19 protein-coding genes are annotated in these 17,587 nt (G+C 64.1%); 6 read left to right on the top strand and 13 right to left on the bottom strand.

All coding sequences use genetic code 11. The features are described 5' to 3' along the window. Positions 1-22 precede the first annotated feature (22 nt). Together AC3WVQ_RS28240 and AC3WVQ_RS28235 are read left to right on the top strand one after the other, a co-directional pair. Positions 23-865: a fumarylacetoacetate hydrolase family protein gene (locus AC3WVQ_RS28240; protein ID WP_492383284.1), complete on the top strand. Its 843-nt coding sequence runs from the start codon at positions 23-25 to the stop codon at positions 863-865. 20 nt (positions 866-885) lie between these two features. After that, positions 886-1,635 carry an SDR family oxidoreductase gene (locus tag AC3WVQ_RS28235; protein ID WP_492383283.1) on the top strand — a complete coding sequence of 250 codons (750 nt, stop codon included), beginning with the start codon at positions 886-888 and terminating at the stop codon, positions 1,633-1,635. A gap of 117 nt (positions 1,636-1,752) precedes the next feature. Here the strand turns inward: AC3WVQ_RS28235 and leuB are convergent, their stop codons facing one another. The 11 genes from leuB to AC3WVQ_RS28180 form a co-directional block, all read right to left on the bottom strand. Continuing rightward, a complete protein-coding gene (gene leuB / locus AC3WVQ_RS28230) occupies positions 1,753-2,862 on the bottom strand; it encodes a 3-isopropylmalate dehydrogenase (protein WP_492383282.1) in 1,110 nt (369 codons plus the stop codon). A 64-nt stretch (positions 2,863-2,926) separates the two neighbouring features. Beyond that, complete coding sequence (locus tag AC3WVQ_RS28225; RefSeq protein ID WP_134886311.1) at positions 2,927-3,142, bottom strand: hypothetical protein; 216 nt, start codon at positions 3,140-3,142, stop codon at positions 2,927-2,929. Between the two features lie 11 nt (positions 3,143-3,153). Further along, positions 3,154-4,542, bottom strand: coding sequence for an amidase (locus AC3WVQ_RS28220; protein WP_268088102.1), 1,389 nt, complete (start codon positions 4,540-4,542; stop codon positions 3,154-3,156). Between the two features lie 10 nt (positions 4,543-4,552). Next, a complete protein-coding gene (locus AC3WVQ_RS28215) occupies positions 4,553-5,527 on the bottom strand; it encodes an ABC transporter ATP-binding protein (RefSeq protein ID WP_083523734.1) in 975 nt (324 codons plus the stop codon). After that, a complete protein-coding gene (locus AC3WVQ_RS28210) occupies positions 5,524-6,540 on the bottom strand; it encodes an ABC transporter ATP-binding protein (RefSeq protein ID WP_060608125.1) in 1,017 nt (338 codons plus the stop codon). Before AC3WVQ_RS28210 ends, AC3WVQ_RS28215 begins: the two co-directional genes overlap by 4 nt. Next, positions 6,537-7,397: an ABC transporter permease gene (locus AC3WVQ_RS28205; RefSeq protein ID WP_492383281.1), complete on the bottom strand. Its 861-nt coding sequence runs from the start codon at positions 7,395-7,397 to the stop codon at positions 6,537-6,539. Before AC3WVQ_RS28205 ends, AC3WVQ_RS28210 begins: the two co-directional genes overlap by 4 nt. Beyond that, positions 7,397-8,347: an ABC transporter permease gene (locus AC3WVQ_RS28200; protein WP_034801757.1), complete on the bottom strand. Its 951-nt coding sequence runs from the start codon at positions 8,345-8,347 to the stop codon at positions 7,397-7,399. Before AC3WVQ_RS28200 ends, AC3WVQ_RS28205 begins: the two co-directional genes overlap by 1 nt. Positions 8,348-8,484: 137 nt before the next feature. After that, entirely contained in the window at positions 8,485-9,960 is a 1,476-nt protein-coding gene (locus AC3WVQ_RS28195; RefSeq protein WP_492383280.1) for an ABC transporter substrate-binding protein, read from the bottom strand. 56 nt (positions 9,961-10,016) lie between these two features. Continuing rightward, positions 10,017-10,763, bottom strand: coding sequence for a glucose 1-dehydrogenase (locus tag AC3WVQ_RS28190; protein WP_060521846.1), 747 nt, complete (start codon positions 10,761-10,763; stop codon positions 10,017-10,019). Positions 10,764-10,843: 80 nt separating this feature from the next. Continuing rightward, entirely contained in the window at positions 10,844-12,289 is a 1,446-nt protein-coding gene (locus AC3WVQ_RS28185) for an aldehyde dehydrogenase family protein (protein WP_034801751.1), read from the bottom strand. Continuing rightward, positions 12,286-12,969, bottom strand: coding sequence for a GntR family transcriptional regulator (locus AC3WVQ_RS28180; RefSeq protein WP_034801749.1), 684 nt, complete (start codon positions 12,967-12,969; stop codon positions 12,286-12,288). Before AC3WVQ_RS28180 ends, AC3WVQ_RS28185 begins: the two co-directional genes overlap by 4 nt. Before the next feature lie 200 nt (positions 12,970-13,169). On the opposite strand from AC3WVQ_RS28180, the gene AC3WVQ_RS28175 reads away from it, so the two are divergent. Both AC3WVQ_RS28175 and AC3WVQ_RS28170 read left to right on the top strand, forming a co-directional pair. Further along, entirely contained in the window at positions 13,170-13,922 is a 753-nt protein-coding gene (locus tag AC3WVQ_RS28175; RefSeq protein ID WP_082584675.1) for a DUF599 domain-containing protein, read from the top strand. Between the two features lie 78 nt (positions 13,923-14,000). Then, entirely contained in the window at positions 14,001-14,381 is a 381-nt protein-coding gene (locus AC3WVQ_RS28170; protein WP_034801745.1) for a DUF427 domain-containing protein, read from the top strand. Positions 14,382-14,446: 65 nt separating this feature from the next. Here the strand turns inward: AC3WVQ_RS28170 and AC3WVQ_RS28165 are convergent, their stop codons facing one another. After that, positions 14,447-15,358 (bottom strand): LysR family transcriptional regulator, encoded by a 912-nt coding sequence (locus tag AC3WVQ_RS28165; protein ID WP_060584594.1) that lies wholly within the window; start codon positions 15,356-15,358, stop codon positions 14,447-14,449. Between the two features lie 91 nt (positions 15,359-15,449). Here AC3WVQ_RS28165 and AC3WVQ_RS28160 point away from each other — a divergent pair, with 91 nt between their 5' ends. Together AC3WVQ_RS28160 and AC3WVQ_RS28155 are read left to right on the top strand one after the other, a co-directional pair. Further along, complete coding sequence (locus AC3WVQ_RS28160; RefSeq protein ID WP_060521851.1) at positions 15,450-16,409, top strand: MBL fold metallo-hydrolase; 960 nt, start codon at positions 15,450-15,452, stop codon at positions 16,407-16,409. 150 nt (positions 16,410-16,559) lie between these two features. Further along, complete coding sequence (locus AC3WVQ_RS28155) at positions 16,560-16,802, top strand: PLP-dependent aminotransferase family protein (RefSeq protein WP_060521852.1); 243 nt, start codon at positions 16,560-16,562, stop codon at positions 16,800-16,802. A gap of 12 nt (positions 16,803-16,814) precedes the next feature. On the opposite strand, the gene AC3WVQ_RS28150 is transcribed toward AC3WVQ_RS28155, so the two are convergent. Beyond that, positions 16,815-17,540, bottom strand: a complete 726-nt coding sequence (locus tag AC3WVQ_RS28150) for a glutathione S-transferase (RefSeq protein ID WP_060521853.1) — start codon at positions 17,538-17,540, stop codon at positions 16,815-16,817. Positions 17,541-17,587 lie beyond the last annotated feature (47 nt).

Below are 17,587 nucleotides of genomic sequence, written 5' to 3'. Positions count from 1 at the left end.
ATCCAACTGAAAGGCCAAGAGAATGAAATTGTTGCGTCTCACCGTCGACGGCTCTGCCGTGCCCTGCATCCTCGACGGCGAGGGCAAGGCGCGGGAGGTGTCTTCGCTCGTCCAGGACTTCACGGCGGAGACTTTGCCTGGTGTTTTGGCAGTGCTCTCTGGCGCCGATTTCGCGGCGCTCCCTGTGATGCCGGTGGTCGATGCGGACATCCTGCCGCCGGTCGCAAGGCCCGGTACGATCTGGTGCGTCGGCCTCAACTACTCCGACCATGCGGAAGAGGCGGGACTGCCAGTGCCGTCCGAACCGATCCTCTTCAACAAGGCGGCCGGCACCTATTGCGGCCCGAACGCACCGCTTCTCCACTCCGAGAAAATGTCGAAGCTGGACTGGGAGGTCGAGCTCGGCATCGTCATCGGCAAGCGGGCGCTCAACGTATCGCGCGCCGAGGCTATGGACCATGTCCTCGGCTACACGATCGTCAACGATGTCTCCGAACGTGCCTGGCAGATGGAGCGCGGCGGGCAGTGGGTGAAGGGCAAGAGCTTCCCCAATTTCTGCCCGACGGGGCCCTGGCTTCTGACGAAAGACGAGGTGCCGGACCCGCAGGCCCTGTCGATGTGGCTCGACGTCAACGGCGAGCGCATGCAGGCGGGTACGACCGCGCGCATGATCTTCGACGTCGCGACCATCGTCTCCTACATGAGCGAGTTCTGCGTGCTGGAGCCCGGCGATCTCATCTGCACCGGCACGCCCCCCGGCGTCGGCATGGGCAAGAAGCCGCCGCGCTATCTTGGGCCCGGTGACGTGATCGAACTCGGTATTGATGGACTCGGCCGCCAGCGTCAGGTCGTTCAATCCCTCTAGACATGCAGAAGGGTCTCACCATGAAGGAAAAGACAGGACGTTTGGCCGGGCGCATAGCCGTGGTCACGGCTGCCGGCCAAGGCATCGGCCGCGCGGTCGCCGAACGACTGATGGCTGAGGGCGCCGAGGTCCACGCCAGCGACATCAATGCCGAGCTGCTCGCCACGCTCGAAGGGGCTACAACGACGCGGCTTGATGCCACGGATCATGTGGCGGTCGGTGCCTATTTCGACGCCTTCGCCCGGGTCGATATCCTCGTGCACGCGGTCGGCTACGTGCATCAGGGCACGATCGAGGAATGCTCGCCCGCCGATTGGCGGCGCTCGGTGAACATTACGCTCGACAGCGCCTACAATGTCATTGCCGGCGCAATCCCGAAGATGAAGGCCAATGGCGGCAGCATCATCACCATCGGTTCGGTCGCCTCCTCGATCAAGGGTTTCCCGCGGCGTGCCGCCTATGGCGCCGCCAAGGGTGGCGTCATAGGCCTGACCAAGGCGGTGGCAGCTGACTACGTGTCTCAGGGCATTCGCTGCAATTCGGTCTGCCCCGGCACTGTCGCATCACCCTCCCTGGAAGAGCGCATCGGCGAACTTGGCGAAAAGCTTGGAAGCCGGGATGAGGCCTACCGGTCCTTCATCAGCCGCCAGCCGGCCGGCCGGTTCGGCACGGTGGAAGAAGTCGCCGCCATCTGCGTCTTCCTCGCCTCCGACGAGGCGGCCTTCATTACCGGCCAGGCAATCAACATAGACGGCGGCATCACGATCTGAGACGCCGCATTCTCGCAAGGCCGTGAAACGCAAAACACCTCCGGATGCGCTCCGGAGGTGTTGGTTTTCGTAGGCCTGTTGGCGTCGGCGTGACGCCGATCCGGGATCGGTTGTCGCTTACGCCGACAGCGCCTTGAACTCGGCAAGGATGGCGTCGCCCATCTCGGTGGTGCCGACCTTCTTCGCCCCTTCGGCCATGATGTCGCCGGTGCGGATGCCCTGGTCGAGCACGGTGGCGATCGCCTTCTCCAGATTGTCGGCTTCCTTCACCAGGTTGAAGGAATAGCGCAGGCACATGGCGAAGGAGGCGATCATCGCGATCGGGTTGGCAATGCCCTGGCCGGCAATGTCGGGTGCCGAGCCATGCACCGGCTCATAGAGCGCCTTGCGCTTGCCGGTGACGCCATCCGGTGCGCCGAGCGAGGCCGAGGGCAGCATGCCGAGCGAACCGGTCAGCATCGCCGCCACGTCCGACAGCATGTCGCCGAACAGGTTGTCGGTGACGATGACGTCGAACTGCTTGGGCTGGCGCACCAGCTGCATGCCGCCGGCGTCCGCCAGCATGTGCTCGAGCTGGACGTCGGAGTATTTCGCCTTGTGCGTCTCGGTCACCACCTGGTTCCACAACACGCCCGACTTCATGACGTTGCGCTTTTCCATCGAGCAGACGCGGTTGTTGCGGGTGCGGGCCAGCTCGAAGGCGACGCCGGCGATGCGCTCGATCTCGTAGGTGTCATAGACCTGGGTGTCGATGCCACGCTTCTGGCCGTTGCCGAGATCGACGATCTCCTTCGGTTCGCCGAAATAGACGCCACCGGTCAATTCGCGCACGATCAGGATGTCGAGGCCTTCGACCAGTTCGGGCTTGAGCGACGAGGCGGCGGAAAGCGCCGGGTAGCAGATCGCCGGGCGCAGGTTGGCGAAGAGTTCGAGATCCTTGCGCAGGCGCAGCAGACCGGCTTCCGGGCGAACCTCGTAGGGCACCGCATCCCACTTCGGACCGCCGACGGCGCCGAACAGCACCGCATCGGCGGCAAGCGCCTTTGCCATGTCCTCTTCCGAGATCGCCTGACCGTGGGCGTCATAGGCCGAACCGCCAACCAGGCCCTCGTCCGTCACGAAGCCGGCACCAAGCTCGGCATTCATGTAGGCGATGATTTTGCGGACTTCCGCCATGGCTTCCGGGCCGATGCCGTCGCCGGGGAGGATGAAAAGTTTGCGGGCCATTGTCGGCACTCCTGTGGTTTTCAGTCGGTGTAAAGCGGCACGGCCGCGTTGATAATGATGCGGGCTAGACCGCTGCCTTCGCGCCTTCGATCTGTCCGATGCGCTCTCGCAGCGTGTTGGCGACAGCCTGCGAAGCCGGAGCGAGGGCGATTTCAAGATTGGCGTTGCCGCCGTCTACCTCGATCGCGAGTTTCGAGACGCTGACGCCGAGCCGGCGAACGATGTCGAGCAGGCGGGAAACGATGTTTTCGAGATCGCCGCTTTCGATGGTGTAACGCATGGTGTTGCTCATCATGCGACCTTTGGCCATGGGCGCTGCTGAGGGCGCATTGTCTCGAAGGCACGCGCGAGGCGCAGCACGCCGATGTCGTCGAACTGCTGGCCGATGATCTGCAGGCCGATCGGCAGGCCGCCCGAGGTGTAGCCGCAGTTGAGCGAGATTGCCGGCTGGCCGCCCATGTTGACGGCGACTGTGAAGGCGATGTGTTCGAACGGCTTCTGCGGGTCGTTGACCGGCGAGGCCCATTCGGCCGGATAGGAGGCCGTCGGGGCCGTCGGCGACAGGGTGAAATCATAGCCGGAAAGTGCCGCATGCAGCGCGTTGCGCATGGCGTCGATCTGGGCGAAGCCGGTATAGACCTCGCGGCCGGAGAAATTCTCGGCCGTTTTGATCCAGTCGAAGATATAGGGCAGGATCTGCGCCTGTTTTTCCGGCGAGAGGCGCGACACGTCTTCCCAGCCGCGCGCCCGCCAGAAGCGGTCGAGACCGTCGATCATTTCGCGCGTCAGGAAGGGGCCGATCGGCTCGATGATCGCGCCGGCATCGGCAAAGAGCTGTGCCGCCTTCTTGACCGCCTGTTCCGTTTCTTGCGTGACCGACTGGCCGAAGCCGGCGTCGAGCCAGAGGCCGATCTTCAGACCCTTCAGATCACGATCAAGATCGAGCCAGGGAATGTCGGCATAGGGCAGGGACATGGTGTCCCGGGCGTCCGGCTGCGACAGCACCGACATGTAGAGTGCCGTGTCGGCGACCGTCCGGGTCATCGGGCCGGCAACGCGGCCGATAAAGGGCGGGTTGATCGGCACGCGGCCGGCCGAAGGCTTGAGCCCGACAATGCCGCACCAGCCGGCCGGCAGCCGGACCGAGCCGCCTATATCCGTACCGATGTGCAACGGTCCGTAGCCGGCTGCAGCGGCAGCACCGGCACCAGCGCTTGAACCGCCGGGATTGGCCGAAAGGTCCCACGGATTGCGGGCAAGCTTGTGGAAGCTGGAAAGGCCGGAAGACAGCATGCCGTAGTCCGGCATGGTGGTCTTGGCGAGAAGGATCCCGCCCGCCTCGCGGGTGCGGGCTGCCGGCGGCGCGTCGGCGGTTGCAGGCGTCAGCGACACGGCAGCACAGCCGAGCGGCACGGCGGTGCCCTTGGTTGCGATGTTTTCCTTGATCGTCACCGGCACGCCGTCGATTGCGCCCAGAGGTTCACCCTTTGCCCAGCGCTCTTCCGATGCCTTGGCGGCCTTGCGCGCCTCGGCCGGGTCATAGGCCCAAAGCGCGTTCAGCTTTGGCTCGGAAGCGTCGATGCGGGCAATCACCGCTTCGGTGACCTCGACGGGGGAAAGCTTCTTCGAGCGGTAGGCGTCGACGAGATCGACGGCGGAGAGATCGGCGAGTTCGGACATGGGGCACTTCCTAGGCAAAATGGCAGCGGGCGGACCAGGCCGGCGTCACCGGCTTGGCCTCAGGCGTTCGGGTCAGACAGATCTCCTGCCTGCGGGGACAGACGGCAGCATAGGCGCAGCCGGCTGCGGTCGTTGCGGTATGGACGGGCGTTTGCGGCGGCCCAGCGGAACGCACCCGCTTGCGCCGTCCGGAAAACGGTTTCGGCACGGCAGCGACCAGCGCCTGAGTATAGGGATGGCGCGGGTTGTCGAAGACCTCGGCCGTCGGTCCTTCCTCGACGATGCGGCCGAGATGCATGACGGCAACCCGGTCGGTGATGGCGCGCACGACGCCGAGATCGTGGCTGATGAACAGATAGGAAAGGCCGAGCCTTTCCTGCAGGTCCATCATCAGGTTCAAAACCTGCGCCTGGATCGAGACGTCGAGTGCAGACACTGGCTCGTCAGCGACGATCAGGGCCGGCCGGGTGATCAGCGCGCGGGCGATGGCGATGCGCTGGCGCTGGCCGCCGGAGAATTCGTGCGGATACTTGTCGGCCGACGCCAAGGGTAGGCCGACGGCTTCCAGCACCTCGGCGATGCGCCGGTTGCGCTCCGTGGTGCCCGTTCCACGCTCCAGCGAAACGATCGGCTCGGAGATGATCGTCCGAACCGTGTGGCGCGGATCGAGCGAGCCGTAGGGATCCTGGAAGATCGCCTGAAACCCCTTGCGCGCCTCTCGCAGTCCGGCGCGATCGAGCGCGTAGATGTCCTTGCCGGCTATCGATACCTGGCCCGATTGCGGCCGCTCCAGCCCCATCACGGCGCGGGCCAGGGTCGACTTGCCGGAGCCGCTTTCGCCGACGATGCCGAGGCTCTGGCCGGCGGCGAGTTCGACGCTGACACCATGGAGCACGCGCAGGCGGCTCTGCTTCGAGAAGATCGACGGGCGTGGCAGGTCGTATTCGCGCACCAGATCGGTGGTTTTGAGGATCACCTCGCTCACGGGGCCACCATCCTTTCGCGCGGATGAAAGCAGGCGGCGCGATGCTCCACGTTTCCATCGGTATTGATCAGGTCGAGTGCCGGGATCGCCTGACGGCAGTCGGCCTCGGCGAAGGAACAGCGGTCCGCAAAGGAGCAGTGGGATGGACGGCCAAAGGGATCCGGAACGATACCGGGGATGGCATTCAGCCGCGGGCGCCCATCGCCTTGATGGCGGGAGCCAAGGGCCGCGCCATGCGGCGACGCGGCGAAAAGGCCGCGGGCATAGGGATGCGCCATGCGCGCAAAGACATCGTCCGTGCGCCCGGTTTCGATGATGCGGCCGGCATACATGACCGCGATGCGGTCGGTCATCTCGGAGACGACGCCGAGATCGTGGGTGATCAGCATCAGTGCTGTGCCGGTGTCTTCGATCAGCTCGTCGAGCAGATCGAGGATCTGCGCCTGCACCGTAACGTCGAGCGCCGTCGTGGGCTCGTCCGCAATCAGCAGATCCGGTTCGCAGGCGATCGCCATGGCGATCATCACGCGCTGGCGCTGGCCGCCGGAGAGCTGGTGCGGGTAGAGATCGAGGTCGAAGCGCGGCGCCGGCAGGCCGACGCGGTCGAGCAGCGCACGCGCTTTCTTCTCCGCATCGGCCTTCGTTTCGCCGAGATGCAGCCGCCGTCCCTCGGCGATCTGCGCGCCGATCGATTTGACCGGATTGAGCGCCGTCATCGGCTCCTGGAAGATCATCGCCATGCGCCGGCCGCGATAGCCGCAATAGTCGGCTTCGTCCAAGCCCGCGAGATTGCGGCCGTCGAAGGAAAGTTCGCCGCGCACCCGCATGCGCTGCGGAAGCAGGCCCATGACGGCAAGGGCTGTCATCGACTTGCCGCTGCCGGACTCACCGACGATCCCAAGCCGTTCGCCGCGGTTGAGTTCGAGATCGATGTCGCAGACGATATCGACCGTGCTTTTGCCCGCGGTGAGTTCGACCGACATGCCGGCCATGTGAAGCAAGGGTTTGGTCATCGTTGCCGCCTCACGCGCGGGTCGAGAATGTCGCGCAGGCCATCGCCGAGCAGGTTGAGGCCGAGCACGGCGAAGGTGATCGCCAGGCCCGGGAAGATCGCGAGCCAGGGCGCCTGATAGATGAAGGTCTGGGCGTCGTTCAGCATCTTGCCCCAGCTCGGCATCGGCGGCTGCGTGCCGAGGCCGACATAGGAAAGGCCGGCTTCGGCAACGATCGCCAAGGCGAACTGGATCGTCACCTGAACGAGCAGCACGTGGTTGATGTTGGGCAGGATGTGCAGAAACGTGATCGCGACGTCGCCGCGGCCAGCGCAGCGCGCGGCCTGCACATATTCGCGTTTCCAGAGGCCCATTGAGGCACCGCGGGTGACGCGGGCAAAGACCGGAATGTTGAAGATGCCGATCGCGATCATCGCGTTGGTAGCGCCCGGACCGAAGATCGCGGTGATGATGACGGCGGTCAGAAGCGCCGGGAAGGCGAAGGCGAGGTCGCTCATGCGCATGACGAGACCATCGACAAAGCCGCCGCGAGCAGCCGCCCAAGCGCCAAGCGGCACGCCGATGCCGGCACCGACGAGAACCGCGACGATCGAGACGCTGATCGAGTTGCGGGCGCCGACCATGATCATCGACAGGATGTCGCGGCCGAAGTTGTCGGCGCCGAACCAATGGGCAAGGCTCGGTCCCTGCAGCTTGTCGCGGAAGTTCATCGCCGTCGGCGAATAGGGCGTCCAGACATAGGAGACGAGCGCCATCGCCACGAGGATGACGGTGACGGTGGCCCCGATCGTCAGATTTCGGCTGCCGATAAGCTTGGAGATGAGGCTGGGTTGCGCGGCGGTTGCAGGAGCGGACATCAGTGGCCTCCCCTCGACAGGCGCGGATCCAGATAGCCGTAGACCAGATCGACGAGGAAATTGATGGTGATGACGGAGGCGGCAAGCAGGGTCACCAGCGTCTGCACCGTCACGAGATCGCGCTGCGCGATCGCCTGGAAGACGAGGCGGCCGATACCCGGCAGGTTGAAGACATTTTCGATGATGATCGTGCCGGCAAGCAGGAAGGAAAATTGCAGGCCGATAATGGTGACGACCGGAATGAGCGCATTGGGCACCGCATGCTTCCAGAGAGCGCCCGAACGGCTAAGCCCCTTGGCGCGCGCGGTGCGGATGAAATCCTCGCCGAGCGTCTCGATGACGGCCGAGCGCGTGACGCGTCCGAGAATGGCCGCAAGTGGCAGCCCGAGTGCGAGCGCCGGCAGGATGAGAGAATGCAGGCCGTTCCAGATGCCGCCTTCCCAGCCGGCAAAGCCGGAGGCCGGGAACCAGGCGAGCTTCAGCGCGAAGAGCAAGATGAAGAGAAGCGCCAGCCAGAAGTTTGGGATGGCGACGCCCACCTGGGCGATGCCCATGACGACGGTGTCGCCGGCCTTGCCGCGGTTGGCGGCGGCATAGACGCCGATGGCGATGGCGACGGCGACCGAGATTGCCATGGAGAGCAGCGCCAGCGGCAGCGTCACCAGGATGCGCGGGCCAAGCAGCTCCCGGATCGGCACCGAATAGGTGAGGCTCATGCCGAAATCGCCGACCACGAAGCCGCCGATCCAGTGGAGGTAGCGGATCCAGATCGGCTGATCGAGGCCGAGCTGCCGGTGCAGCGCCGCGATCGCATCTGCGTCGGCATTCATGCCGAGCATCAGCACGGCGGGGTCGCCGGGCAGCACCTGCATCAGCAGAAAGACGATGACTGAGGCGACCAGCGTCGTCAGCAAGAGCGACACGAGGCGACCGCCAATGAAGGAAATCACATCAACCTCCCGGAAAGAGCGAGCGTTGACCGGCGCCGGGTGCGTCAATCAACGGCAGATCTGCGTCCGCCCCAACGAGGGGCAGATGCTGGAGCGGGGTGCGGATTTCCGTCCGCATCCCGCTCAATGAAAGTCGATCAGTTTTCCCAATAGGTCTGGGTCTGGTCGTCGGCCGGCACCGGCATGTTCTTCCAGAGACCCTTCACCTTCTTGTTCCAGACGCCGATCTTCGGCAGCGCGTAGAGGAAGACGTTCGGTTCGTCCGCTGCGAGCTTGCGCTGGAGCTGGCCGATCAGGTCCATCTGCTCGGCCTCGGTCGCAGCCAGCGTGTAGGACTTGTAGAGCGCCTTGTATTCCGGGCTCTGGTAGTTGAAGTAGTACTTGTCGCGCGCATAGATATCGAGGTCGCGGGCTTCCGCATGGGCGATGATCGTTGCGTCGAAGTTCGAGTTCTTGAAGACCTGATCCAGCCATTGTGCGAACTCGATCGGAACGAGGTTCACCTTGATGCCGACTTCGCTGAGCATGGCCGCGATGATCTCGCCGCCGCGGCGGGCATAGGCCGGCGGCGGCAGCATGATGGTGATTTCGAGGTTCTGAACGCCCGCTTCTTGCAGCAGTTGCTGCGCCTTGCCGGGGTCATAGGGGTAGGTCTCGTTCAGATCGACATAACCGGGTTCGACCGGCGAATAATGCGAGCCGATGGTCGTGCCGAAGCCCGAGTAAGTGCCTTCGACCAGCGCCTTGCGGTCGATCGCATGGGCAAGCGCCTGCCGCACGCGCACGTCGTCGAAGGGCTTCTTCGCATTGTTGAGCGCAAGCACCACCTTGCCCGAGGTGCTGCCGACCTCGACCTGCAGGTTCGGGTCGCTCTGGAACTGGCTGACCAGTTCTGCGGCCTGGAACATCGGGAAGGCATCGACGTTGCCGGCAAGAACGGCGGCCGCTGCAGCCGACGGGTCACTGATGAACTTGAAGGTCACTTCGCTGAGCTTAGCCGGTTCGCCCCAATAGTCGGCGTTCTTTTCCAGCACCACCTTGTCGCCCTTCGCCCATTCCTTGAACTTGAACGGGCCGGTACCGACCGGCTTGGTCTTGTTGTCGGCGGCCGACGACGGCGCGATCATGACCGCGTCGCCCCAGGCCATGTTGAAGAGGAAGTTGGAGGCCGGGCGCTTCAGCGTCACGACCGCGGTGGCCGGATCCGGGCATTCGGTCTTTTCGATCGGCTCGAACAGGCCCTTCTGCGCATTGGTGGAATCGGCCGAGACGGCGCGCTCATAGGAGAATTTCACCACCGAGCAGTCGAAAGCCGTGCCGTCATGGAACTTGACGCCCTGGCGGAGCTTGAAGCTGTAGGTCTTCTGGTCGTCGGAGATCGTCCAGCTCTCGGCGAGCAGCGGCTTCACCGTGCCGTCTTCCACCACCCGGACGAGACCTTCGAAAAGGTTGCCGTAGGTGATGTAGCGGATGGGTGCGGCGGCGCCCGCGGTCGGGTCGAGGCCCGGCGGCTCGAGCACTTGGCCGACGGTGATCGTATCCTTGGCCATCCCCGGCGTCAGCGACGCGGCGATGAAGCACGAGGCAAGCGCCAGTTTCGTCAAATTCATCATGGTTCCCCCGCTTTGCGGTTTCGTTGTTTATGGTCCCGGAAATCAGGTCGAAATAATCAGATCGAGCGTCCGCCGTCGACGTCGAGCGCCACGCCGGTGATCATCGACGCCTGCGGCGAGGCGACGAAGAAGGCGGCCTCCGCAAGGTCTTCCGGCTTCAGCAGGCGTCCGAGCGGAATGGAATCGCGGAACTTCTTGCGGATTTCGTCGGAGTCCTCGCCCATGAAGGTGGTCAGCAGCGGCGTTTCGCCGGCAACCGGGTTGAGCGCGACAACGCGGATGTTGAAGGGCGCGAGTTCGATCGCGAGCGCCTTGGTGGCAGAAACGACCCAGCCCTTGGTCGCGTTGTACCAGGCAAGGTTCGGACGCGGCCGGTTGGCGCCGGTCGAAGCGATGTTGACGATAACGCCCGCCTTGTTTTCCTTCATGTGCGCCAGCAGCGCCCGCGTCATCAGGTAGACGCCGCGCACATTGACGCCGAGGATACGGTCGAATTCGTCGGGCTCGACCAGCTCGGCATTCTGCGGCTTGTGGCCGATGCCGGCATTGTTGATCAGGATATCGACGTGCCCGAACTGCTTGAGACCCGCCGCAACGGCCGCGTTAACGTCGGCTTCCTTGGCGATATCGGCAACCACGGCGATGGCATTGCTGCCGAGTTGCTTGGTGACGCGCTCTGCACCCGCAGCATCGCGATCGACGACGATGACCTTGGCGCCGCCTTCGACGAAGCGCTTGGCAATGCCTTCGCCGAAACCGGAGCCTGCGCCGGTGATGAGAGCGACTTTACCTTCCAGTGACACTTTGTTGTTCCTCCCAAGGAGACTTAGATCATGGGTTGGAGCGCGATGCGGGTGGAACGCCGCCTGCGGTTTTGCGCGCTCTAGCCGTGGTAGACAGAGATGGTTTTCATGCTGGCAAAGCCGTAGAGGGCCTCAAAACCCTTCTCGCGGCCATGGCCCGATTTCTTGACGCCGCCGAAGGGCAGCTCGACGCCGCCGCCGGCGCCGTAATTGTTGATGAAGACCTGGCCGGCGTGCACGGCGCGCGCCATGCGCAACTGCCGGCCGCCGTCATTGGTCCAGACGCCGCAGACGAGGCCATAGGCGGTGCCGTTGGCAAGTCGAATGGCTTCCTCCTCGCCGTCGAAGGGCATGATCACCTGAACCGGGCCGAAGATCTCTTCCTGCACCGTGCGGTGTTGGTGCGGCACGTCTCGCAGCAACGTCGGCGCGACATAGGCGCCCTCGGCCGGCGCGTCGGCGACGATCTCGCCCTGCGCCGCGACCTTCAGGCCATCCTTGGCGGCGTCGGCAAGGAAGCCCTCGACGATCGCCTTCTGCCGGTGCGAGACGACCGGGCCGACCGAGAGATCGCTGCCAGCAGGACCGACCTTCAGGGCGCGGTACCGTTCGCTCATCCGCGCGACCACTTCTTCATAGACGGCACGCTCGACCAGAATGCGAGACGAGGCCGAGCAGGTCTGACCGGCATTCTGGATGCCGGCATTGACGAGGAAGGGGACCGCGCGGTCGAGATCCGCATCGGCAAAGACGATCTGCGCCGACTTGCCGCCGAGTTCCAGCGTCACCGGCACGGCGTTCTTCGCCGCGGCTGCCTGCACCATTTCGCCGGTGCGGACCGAGCCGGTAAAGGAGATGTGGTTGACATCGGGGTGTTCTGAGAGGGCGACGCCCGCCTCCGAGCCGAAGCCGGTGACGATGTTGAGCGCACCCGACGGCAGGCCCCCTTCTTCGGCGATGCGGGCAAACTCGAGGATCGTCAAGCAGGCTTCTTCTGCGGGCTTGACCACGGCGGCATTGCCCATGGCAAGGGCCGCGCCGAGACTGCGGCCGAGGATCTGCATCGGGTAGTTCCAGGGGATGATATGGCCCGTGACGCCGTGTGGCTCATAGACGGTCAGCACGGTGAAGCCGTTCTGATAGGGAATGGTGTCGCCATGTACCTTATCGGCAGCACCGCCATAGAATTCGAGATAGCGGGCGAGCGCCACGACATCGGCCCGCGCCTGCGTCAGCGGCTTGCCGACATCGCGTGCTTCGAGCTCCGTCAGAAGGTCGATGTTGCGCAGCACACCGGCCGAAATCCGGGTCAGCACCCGGCCGCGCTCGGTCGGCGTCAGGCGTCCCCACTCACCTGAGAGTGCCGCGCGTGCCGAACGCACGGCGAGATCGATATCGTCCCGAGTGCCCCGGGCGATGCGCGCAAATTCCAGGCCGTTGGAAGGATCCCTGACGGCGATGAACTCGCCGCCCGTTGCGTCCTGCCACTTGTTCGCGATGAAATTGCCGTAGGTCTTCACAGTCATGCCTCTTTGTCAGTCCCGCGCTCTTCAAGCAGCGCCTTCAATCTCATGGCCGTCGCGTTGATGTGGGCGCGGGCCAGTTTCTCGGATTCATCAAGGTTCCGTGCGGCGATCGCCTCGACGATCAGCCCGTGTTCGGCGACCGCAGTGCTCGCCCGCTCGCTCGAAAGCGAAAAGGCTGGGGCAAAAACCTGCGAGGTCATGCGCAGAAGCGGCCCGAGCGGCGCCAGCGACGCATTGCGCGAGGCCGCAACGATCGCCTCGTGAAAGACGACGTTGGACTGTGTGTAGGCGCCTGGATCCCAGTTTTCGACGGTCTTGCGCTGGCGCTCCACCTGCTTTGCCAGATCCTTGATCTCGGCATTTGTCGCCCGCTCGGCGGCGTTGCGGGCCGCCACGCCATCCATGGCCTCACGCACCGCGTAGGCGTCCAGCAGTTTCGGCAGGTCGGCGGTTGCGACCCGGACACCGCTGCCCGGCTTGTTGACAACCAGCCCGTCGCGCTCGAGCACGCGCAGCGCCTCGCGCAGCGGCGTGCGGCTGATGCCGAACTCGGCGGCGATCTTTTCCTGGCGCAGCGTCGCGCCCGGCGCATAGACGCCGGCATAAATACGTTCGCGAAGGGCCTGGGCCACTTCGTCGAGCAAGCGTGACTGGCTTCGCCATTCAAAGGATTGGTTCATCGATCCCTCCCAAGATCGAGGCAAATTGTATCCAGGATACAGGCCGAGTCAATCCGGTGATGACACATAAGTCCCAGGGATTGTCAGCAAGTACTGGCGACGCCGTCGGCTTCGGCAGTCCCGACTTGCGCCGCCGCGTTGACGCGCCGCTCGCCGCGGCTTCTATTAGGAACTGCTATGGTGGGAGGCTGGCCGTGCAGATGCTTGATTGGATCGCGATTATCCTGTTCCTCGTGACCTGGGTGGGACTGGAGCCGATGATGGCGCTTGGTTGGCCGCGCCGGACAGACAGCCTGATGCTAGACATGGTGCGTGTCCGGCAGGCCTGGATGCGCGAGGTGCTGACGCGGGATACCAACTTCATCGGTGACGCCGCCATTCTCGGTCACACGATCAATTCGGCCTCGTTCTTCGGCTCGGCCAATCTCATCGTCATCGTCGCCATGAGCAGTGCGCTTTTCATCCAGCCGACGATTGGCCTTCAGTCGGGCATCATCGCAATGTTCGCGCCGATCGAGCCGTTGTGGCTGTTTCAATGCAAGGTGCTGCTCGTCATGGCGACCTTGCTGCGCGGGCTGTCCGAATTCATCTGGGCGGTGCGGCAGATCAACTATTGCCTCGCAGCGATCGGAGCGAGCCCTTCGCGCGAAGAAGCCCGCGACATCGCCGCATGGGCCCACGCCCTGTCGCTGATGATCAATCCGGCCCTTCGATCCTTCAGCCAGGGTGTCCGCTCCTATTACTTCACCGTTGCCGCCGCGCTCTGGTTCCTGGGGCCGATCGCCTTTATTATCGCCATCGTCGGCTCGGTCGCGCTTCTCGTCTGGAGACACAGCTGGTCGGATACGGCCAAGGGCGTGATGGAGGTGCGCAAGCTGCTCGACGAGAGCCATCCGACGGCGGCCGCGGTAGAACCCTCAACAGCCGTCCGTTCTCCGGCGGCAAACAGCTGAGGGTTTTTGGCGTGACCGGTTGGAATTGGCCGGCGAGGTAACCACCTAGTATCCGTAACGTTCTGGAGGCGGTCGCCCATGTCAGACAAACCGATCAAGATTCCCGGCCCCGATCATCCGATCACCATCGAGCAAAACCCGGCGCGGGTCGTCGTCACGCTTGGCGGGCGCGTCGTTGCCGACACCCGCAATGCGCTCGCCTTGCGCGAGGCGTCCTATCCGCCGGTGCAGTACATCCCGCGTGAGGATGTCGACATGTCTTTGCTTGAGCGCACGGATCACGCGTCCCACTGCCCCTATAAGGGGGATGCGTCCTACTACAGCATCCCATCCGGCGGCGAGCGATCGCGAAACGCAGTCTGGAGCTATGAGAACCCGCATGAGGCGGTCGCCGACATCCGGGATCGGTTGGCATTCTATCCGGACCGGGTGGATTCGATCGAAGAGCTTCGGCCCTAGGCGCGAAAGCCCGGCCCTCCGCGCGTCGCCGCATGACGGTTGCTGGAAGCGGCGGCGGTGCGACGCTACTTGCTCCGAACCTGAAACGTCTCGCGCACCGCTTTCAGGAACTCCGCCACTTTCGGCAGGTCGCCCAGTTGCTGGTGGTAGAGGTAGTAGAGGTGCGTAGGCGGCCCGAACCATTCGGGAAGAACCGGCACAAGTCTTCCTGCTGCGACGCCGTCAGCGGCGAGCGCGTCGCTGAGCATGCCGATGCCGAGACCTTCGGAGATCAGGCGCTCACCGATCGCCGGATCGTCGACGACGATCGATGGCGGGCGCTCGAGCGTAAAGTGCCTGTTGCCGTCTGACAGCACCCAATGGGCAAGCTCCCGTCGCATGCGTGTCCGGTGTGCCACCAGGGCGACGTGCATGAGGTCCTCGGGCGAAGACAGCGCCAATCCTGCGCAATAGGCGGGCGCGGCATAGAGGCGCTGCTCGATCGTTCCGATCTTGCGGTAGATCATCTCGCTGTCGACGGGTTCGCCCATCCTTAAGGCCACGTCGACGCCTTCGCCGATCAGATCGACATTTTGGTGGGTGGTCTGCACGTCGACCTGGACTTCTGGGCAGAGTTCCGCATAGCGCTTCAGGATCGGTGGCAGGAAGGTACGGGCAAAGGCGACTGACGTCGCGACCCTTAGGCGCCCGCGCGCCGTACCGTCGGCCGGTTGGAAGCCGGCGATGCCGCGGTCGATGAGCTCGACGGCGCCCCCGACCGATTCCAGCAGATGCTTTCCGGCCTCGGTCAAGGAGACCCGGCGGGTGGAGCGCAGCAGCAGGGCGACGCCAAGCGCTGCCTCAAGCTCGCCCAGGCGCCGGCTGACCGTGCTCGGTGGCAGGTGCAGGCGAAGCGCAGCTGAGGAAAAGCTCTCTGAGCGGGCGACCTCGAGGAAAATCCTGAGGCTGTTGAGATCGGCAGATTGGGGGGATTTCATGCGTTTCCGGAACAATTACTTCCACGATCGCAGGATAATCGACCGACGGTTGAATTGATAGCGTCTCGGCATCCAATCGAAGGAGCCGATCATGACCACTCGCAGACAAGCTTTGGGCCTTCTTGCCGCCGCGGCCCTGTTGCCGCTCGCACCGCGGATCGCCTTTTCCGCCGCGCCATTATCGACCGTCGCCAATGCCGGTTACTATCGCTTCCGCTTCGGAAAGTTCGAAGTCACCGCCTTGTCGGACGGCACCTTGGCGTTGCCGATGACAAAGATCTATCAGAACGAACCGGAAGGCGAGCTGCAGCGCAGGCTGGACGAAAACTTCCTCGGCAAGGAGCCGCATCTGTCGATCAACGCCTATCTCGTCAACGACGGCGAACGGCTGGTGCTGATCGATGCCGGGTCGGGGAGCCTGCTCGGCATTGCCGCCGGCAAGCTCTTGAGGCATCTCACGGCCTCCGGCTATCGCGCCGACCAGGTCGACGCGGTGATCCTGACCCATGTGCACGCCGACCACTCGGGCGGCCTCACCATCGACGGCAAAGCACAATTCCCGAATGCCGAGATCCATCTCGCCGAGCGCGAATACCGCTACTGGATCGAGCGGGAGGGCGTGACGGCGCTGACCGAGGCGCAGAAGACCGACTTTCAGCGAGCGCACGATGCCCTGGCCCCCTATATCGCCGCCGGAAAAGTGAAGCGTTTCGCCGACGACGCGGACGTCTTGCCGAACCTCGGATCGACCCTGCGCGCCGGGCACACGCCCGGGCATTCCGCGATCGTGCTGAAAGCGGATGACGGCCAGCGCCTCGTATTCTGGGGGGACGTCATTCACGGCGACTACATCCAGTTCGACACGCCTGACGTCTTCGTCAGCTTCGACGTCGACGGCACCGCGGCGGCAGCGACGCGTGCCGTGGCGCTGGCGGATGCGGCCGATGGGCGATACCTCGTCGCTGGTGCGCATCTGCCGTTCCCCGGTGTTGGCCATGTGGCGCGCGACGAGACGCTCTATCGCTTCGTCCCCTGGAACTACGTCGAGTAGCGGGTGGCAGCTTAGGCCTTGTCTACGAGATGACGTTGCGGACGAATGTCACGACGCCGTCGCCGTCATTGATGTAGGCATAGGCCTGCGCCGAGCTGTAGACGGTGCACCAACCTCGCCATTCTCTCGGACTGAGTGGGTGCTTAGCCGTTGATCGCCTGGATCAAGCCGCAGTCGGGCACGACGGCGCTTCTGAAATACGACCTGCCGATGACTTCAGAGGCATTCTGCCTGCAACTGCTACAGCGAACCGGCGTGATGTTCACGCCGGGCAGCGCCATGGACATGGGAGGCTATCTCAGGATCGGCTACGCCAATAACGAAGGCATTCTACGCGGAGGCTTGAGGCGCGTCTCCGCGTTCCTGCGGGAGCACCAGGCGGCGGCCGCCTGAGGGGAGTTTCCGTCAGGGCGCGATATCCAGTTCCGGGTAATTGCGGAAGATGCCGTCTTCATTGAAGGCCAGCCGTCGCGATGAGGCGAGATAGGCGGCGATGTTCGGCCGGGCTTTCACCGAGGCGTGCAGTTTCATGAGATTGGGGTAGTCCTCCTCATAGTGCCGCATCGCTTTGGCAAAGGCATAGCGTAGCCCCTCGATCACCTGGAACAGCGAAAGGTCGACATAGGTGACGGCGTTCCCGACTGCATGGCCGCTGCCATCAGGGTTTTGCGCGAGAATCCGCTCGAAATAACCGAGAAACTTCGGGATGCGGTTGGTGACGAATTCGAATGCGCGGTCCTTCGCCTCCGCCTTCTGCTCCTCATAATATTTCGAAGTCGCGATCGGATGGTGCGTGTCATGCACTTCGGCGATTAAGTCGGTGACGGTGAGCTGCAGGCCATTGGCGAACCACTGCAGCGCCTCACCGTCAGGCGCAAGGCTGAGCTTGGGGCCGAGGTAGAAGAGGATGTTGGCGACATGCGAGATGATCTGGTTGCCATCTTTCAGAAAGGGCGGCGCAAATGGCACGTGCGCCTCGGTGGCGCTCTCCATCAGCTTCAGCATCTCCCCGGTGCCGCGGCCCGGCGCGCGCGTCACATCGACATAAGCGGCGCCGGCGTCCTCGAGTGCCAGTCGGACAAATTCACCGCGCCCCTGGATGCCGTCCCAGTAGTACAATTCATAGGTCATGATGCCTCGATCCCATTCTCGATACCCGGTTGATATAGGCGCCGCGG

This window comes from Ensifer sp. EB106-05-01-XG146 (genome assembly GCF_058791875.1).
Note: the sequence above shows the minus strand (reverse complement) of the source record. Positions and strands in the feature narration are given on the sequence as shown.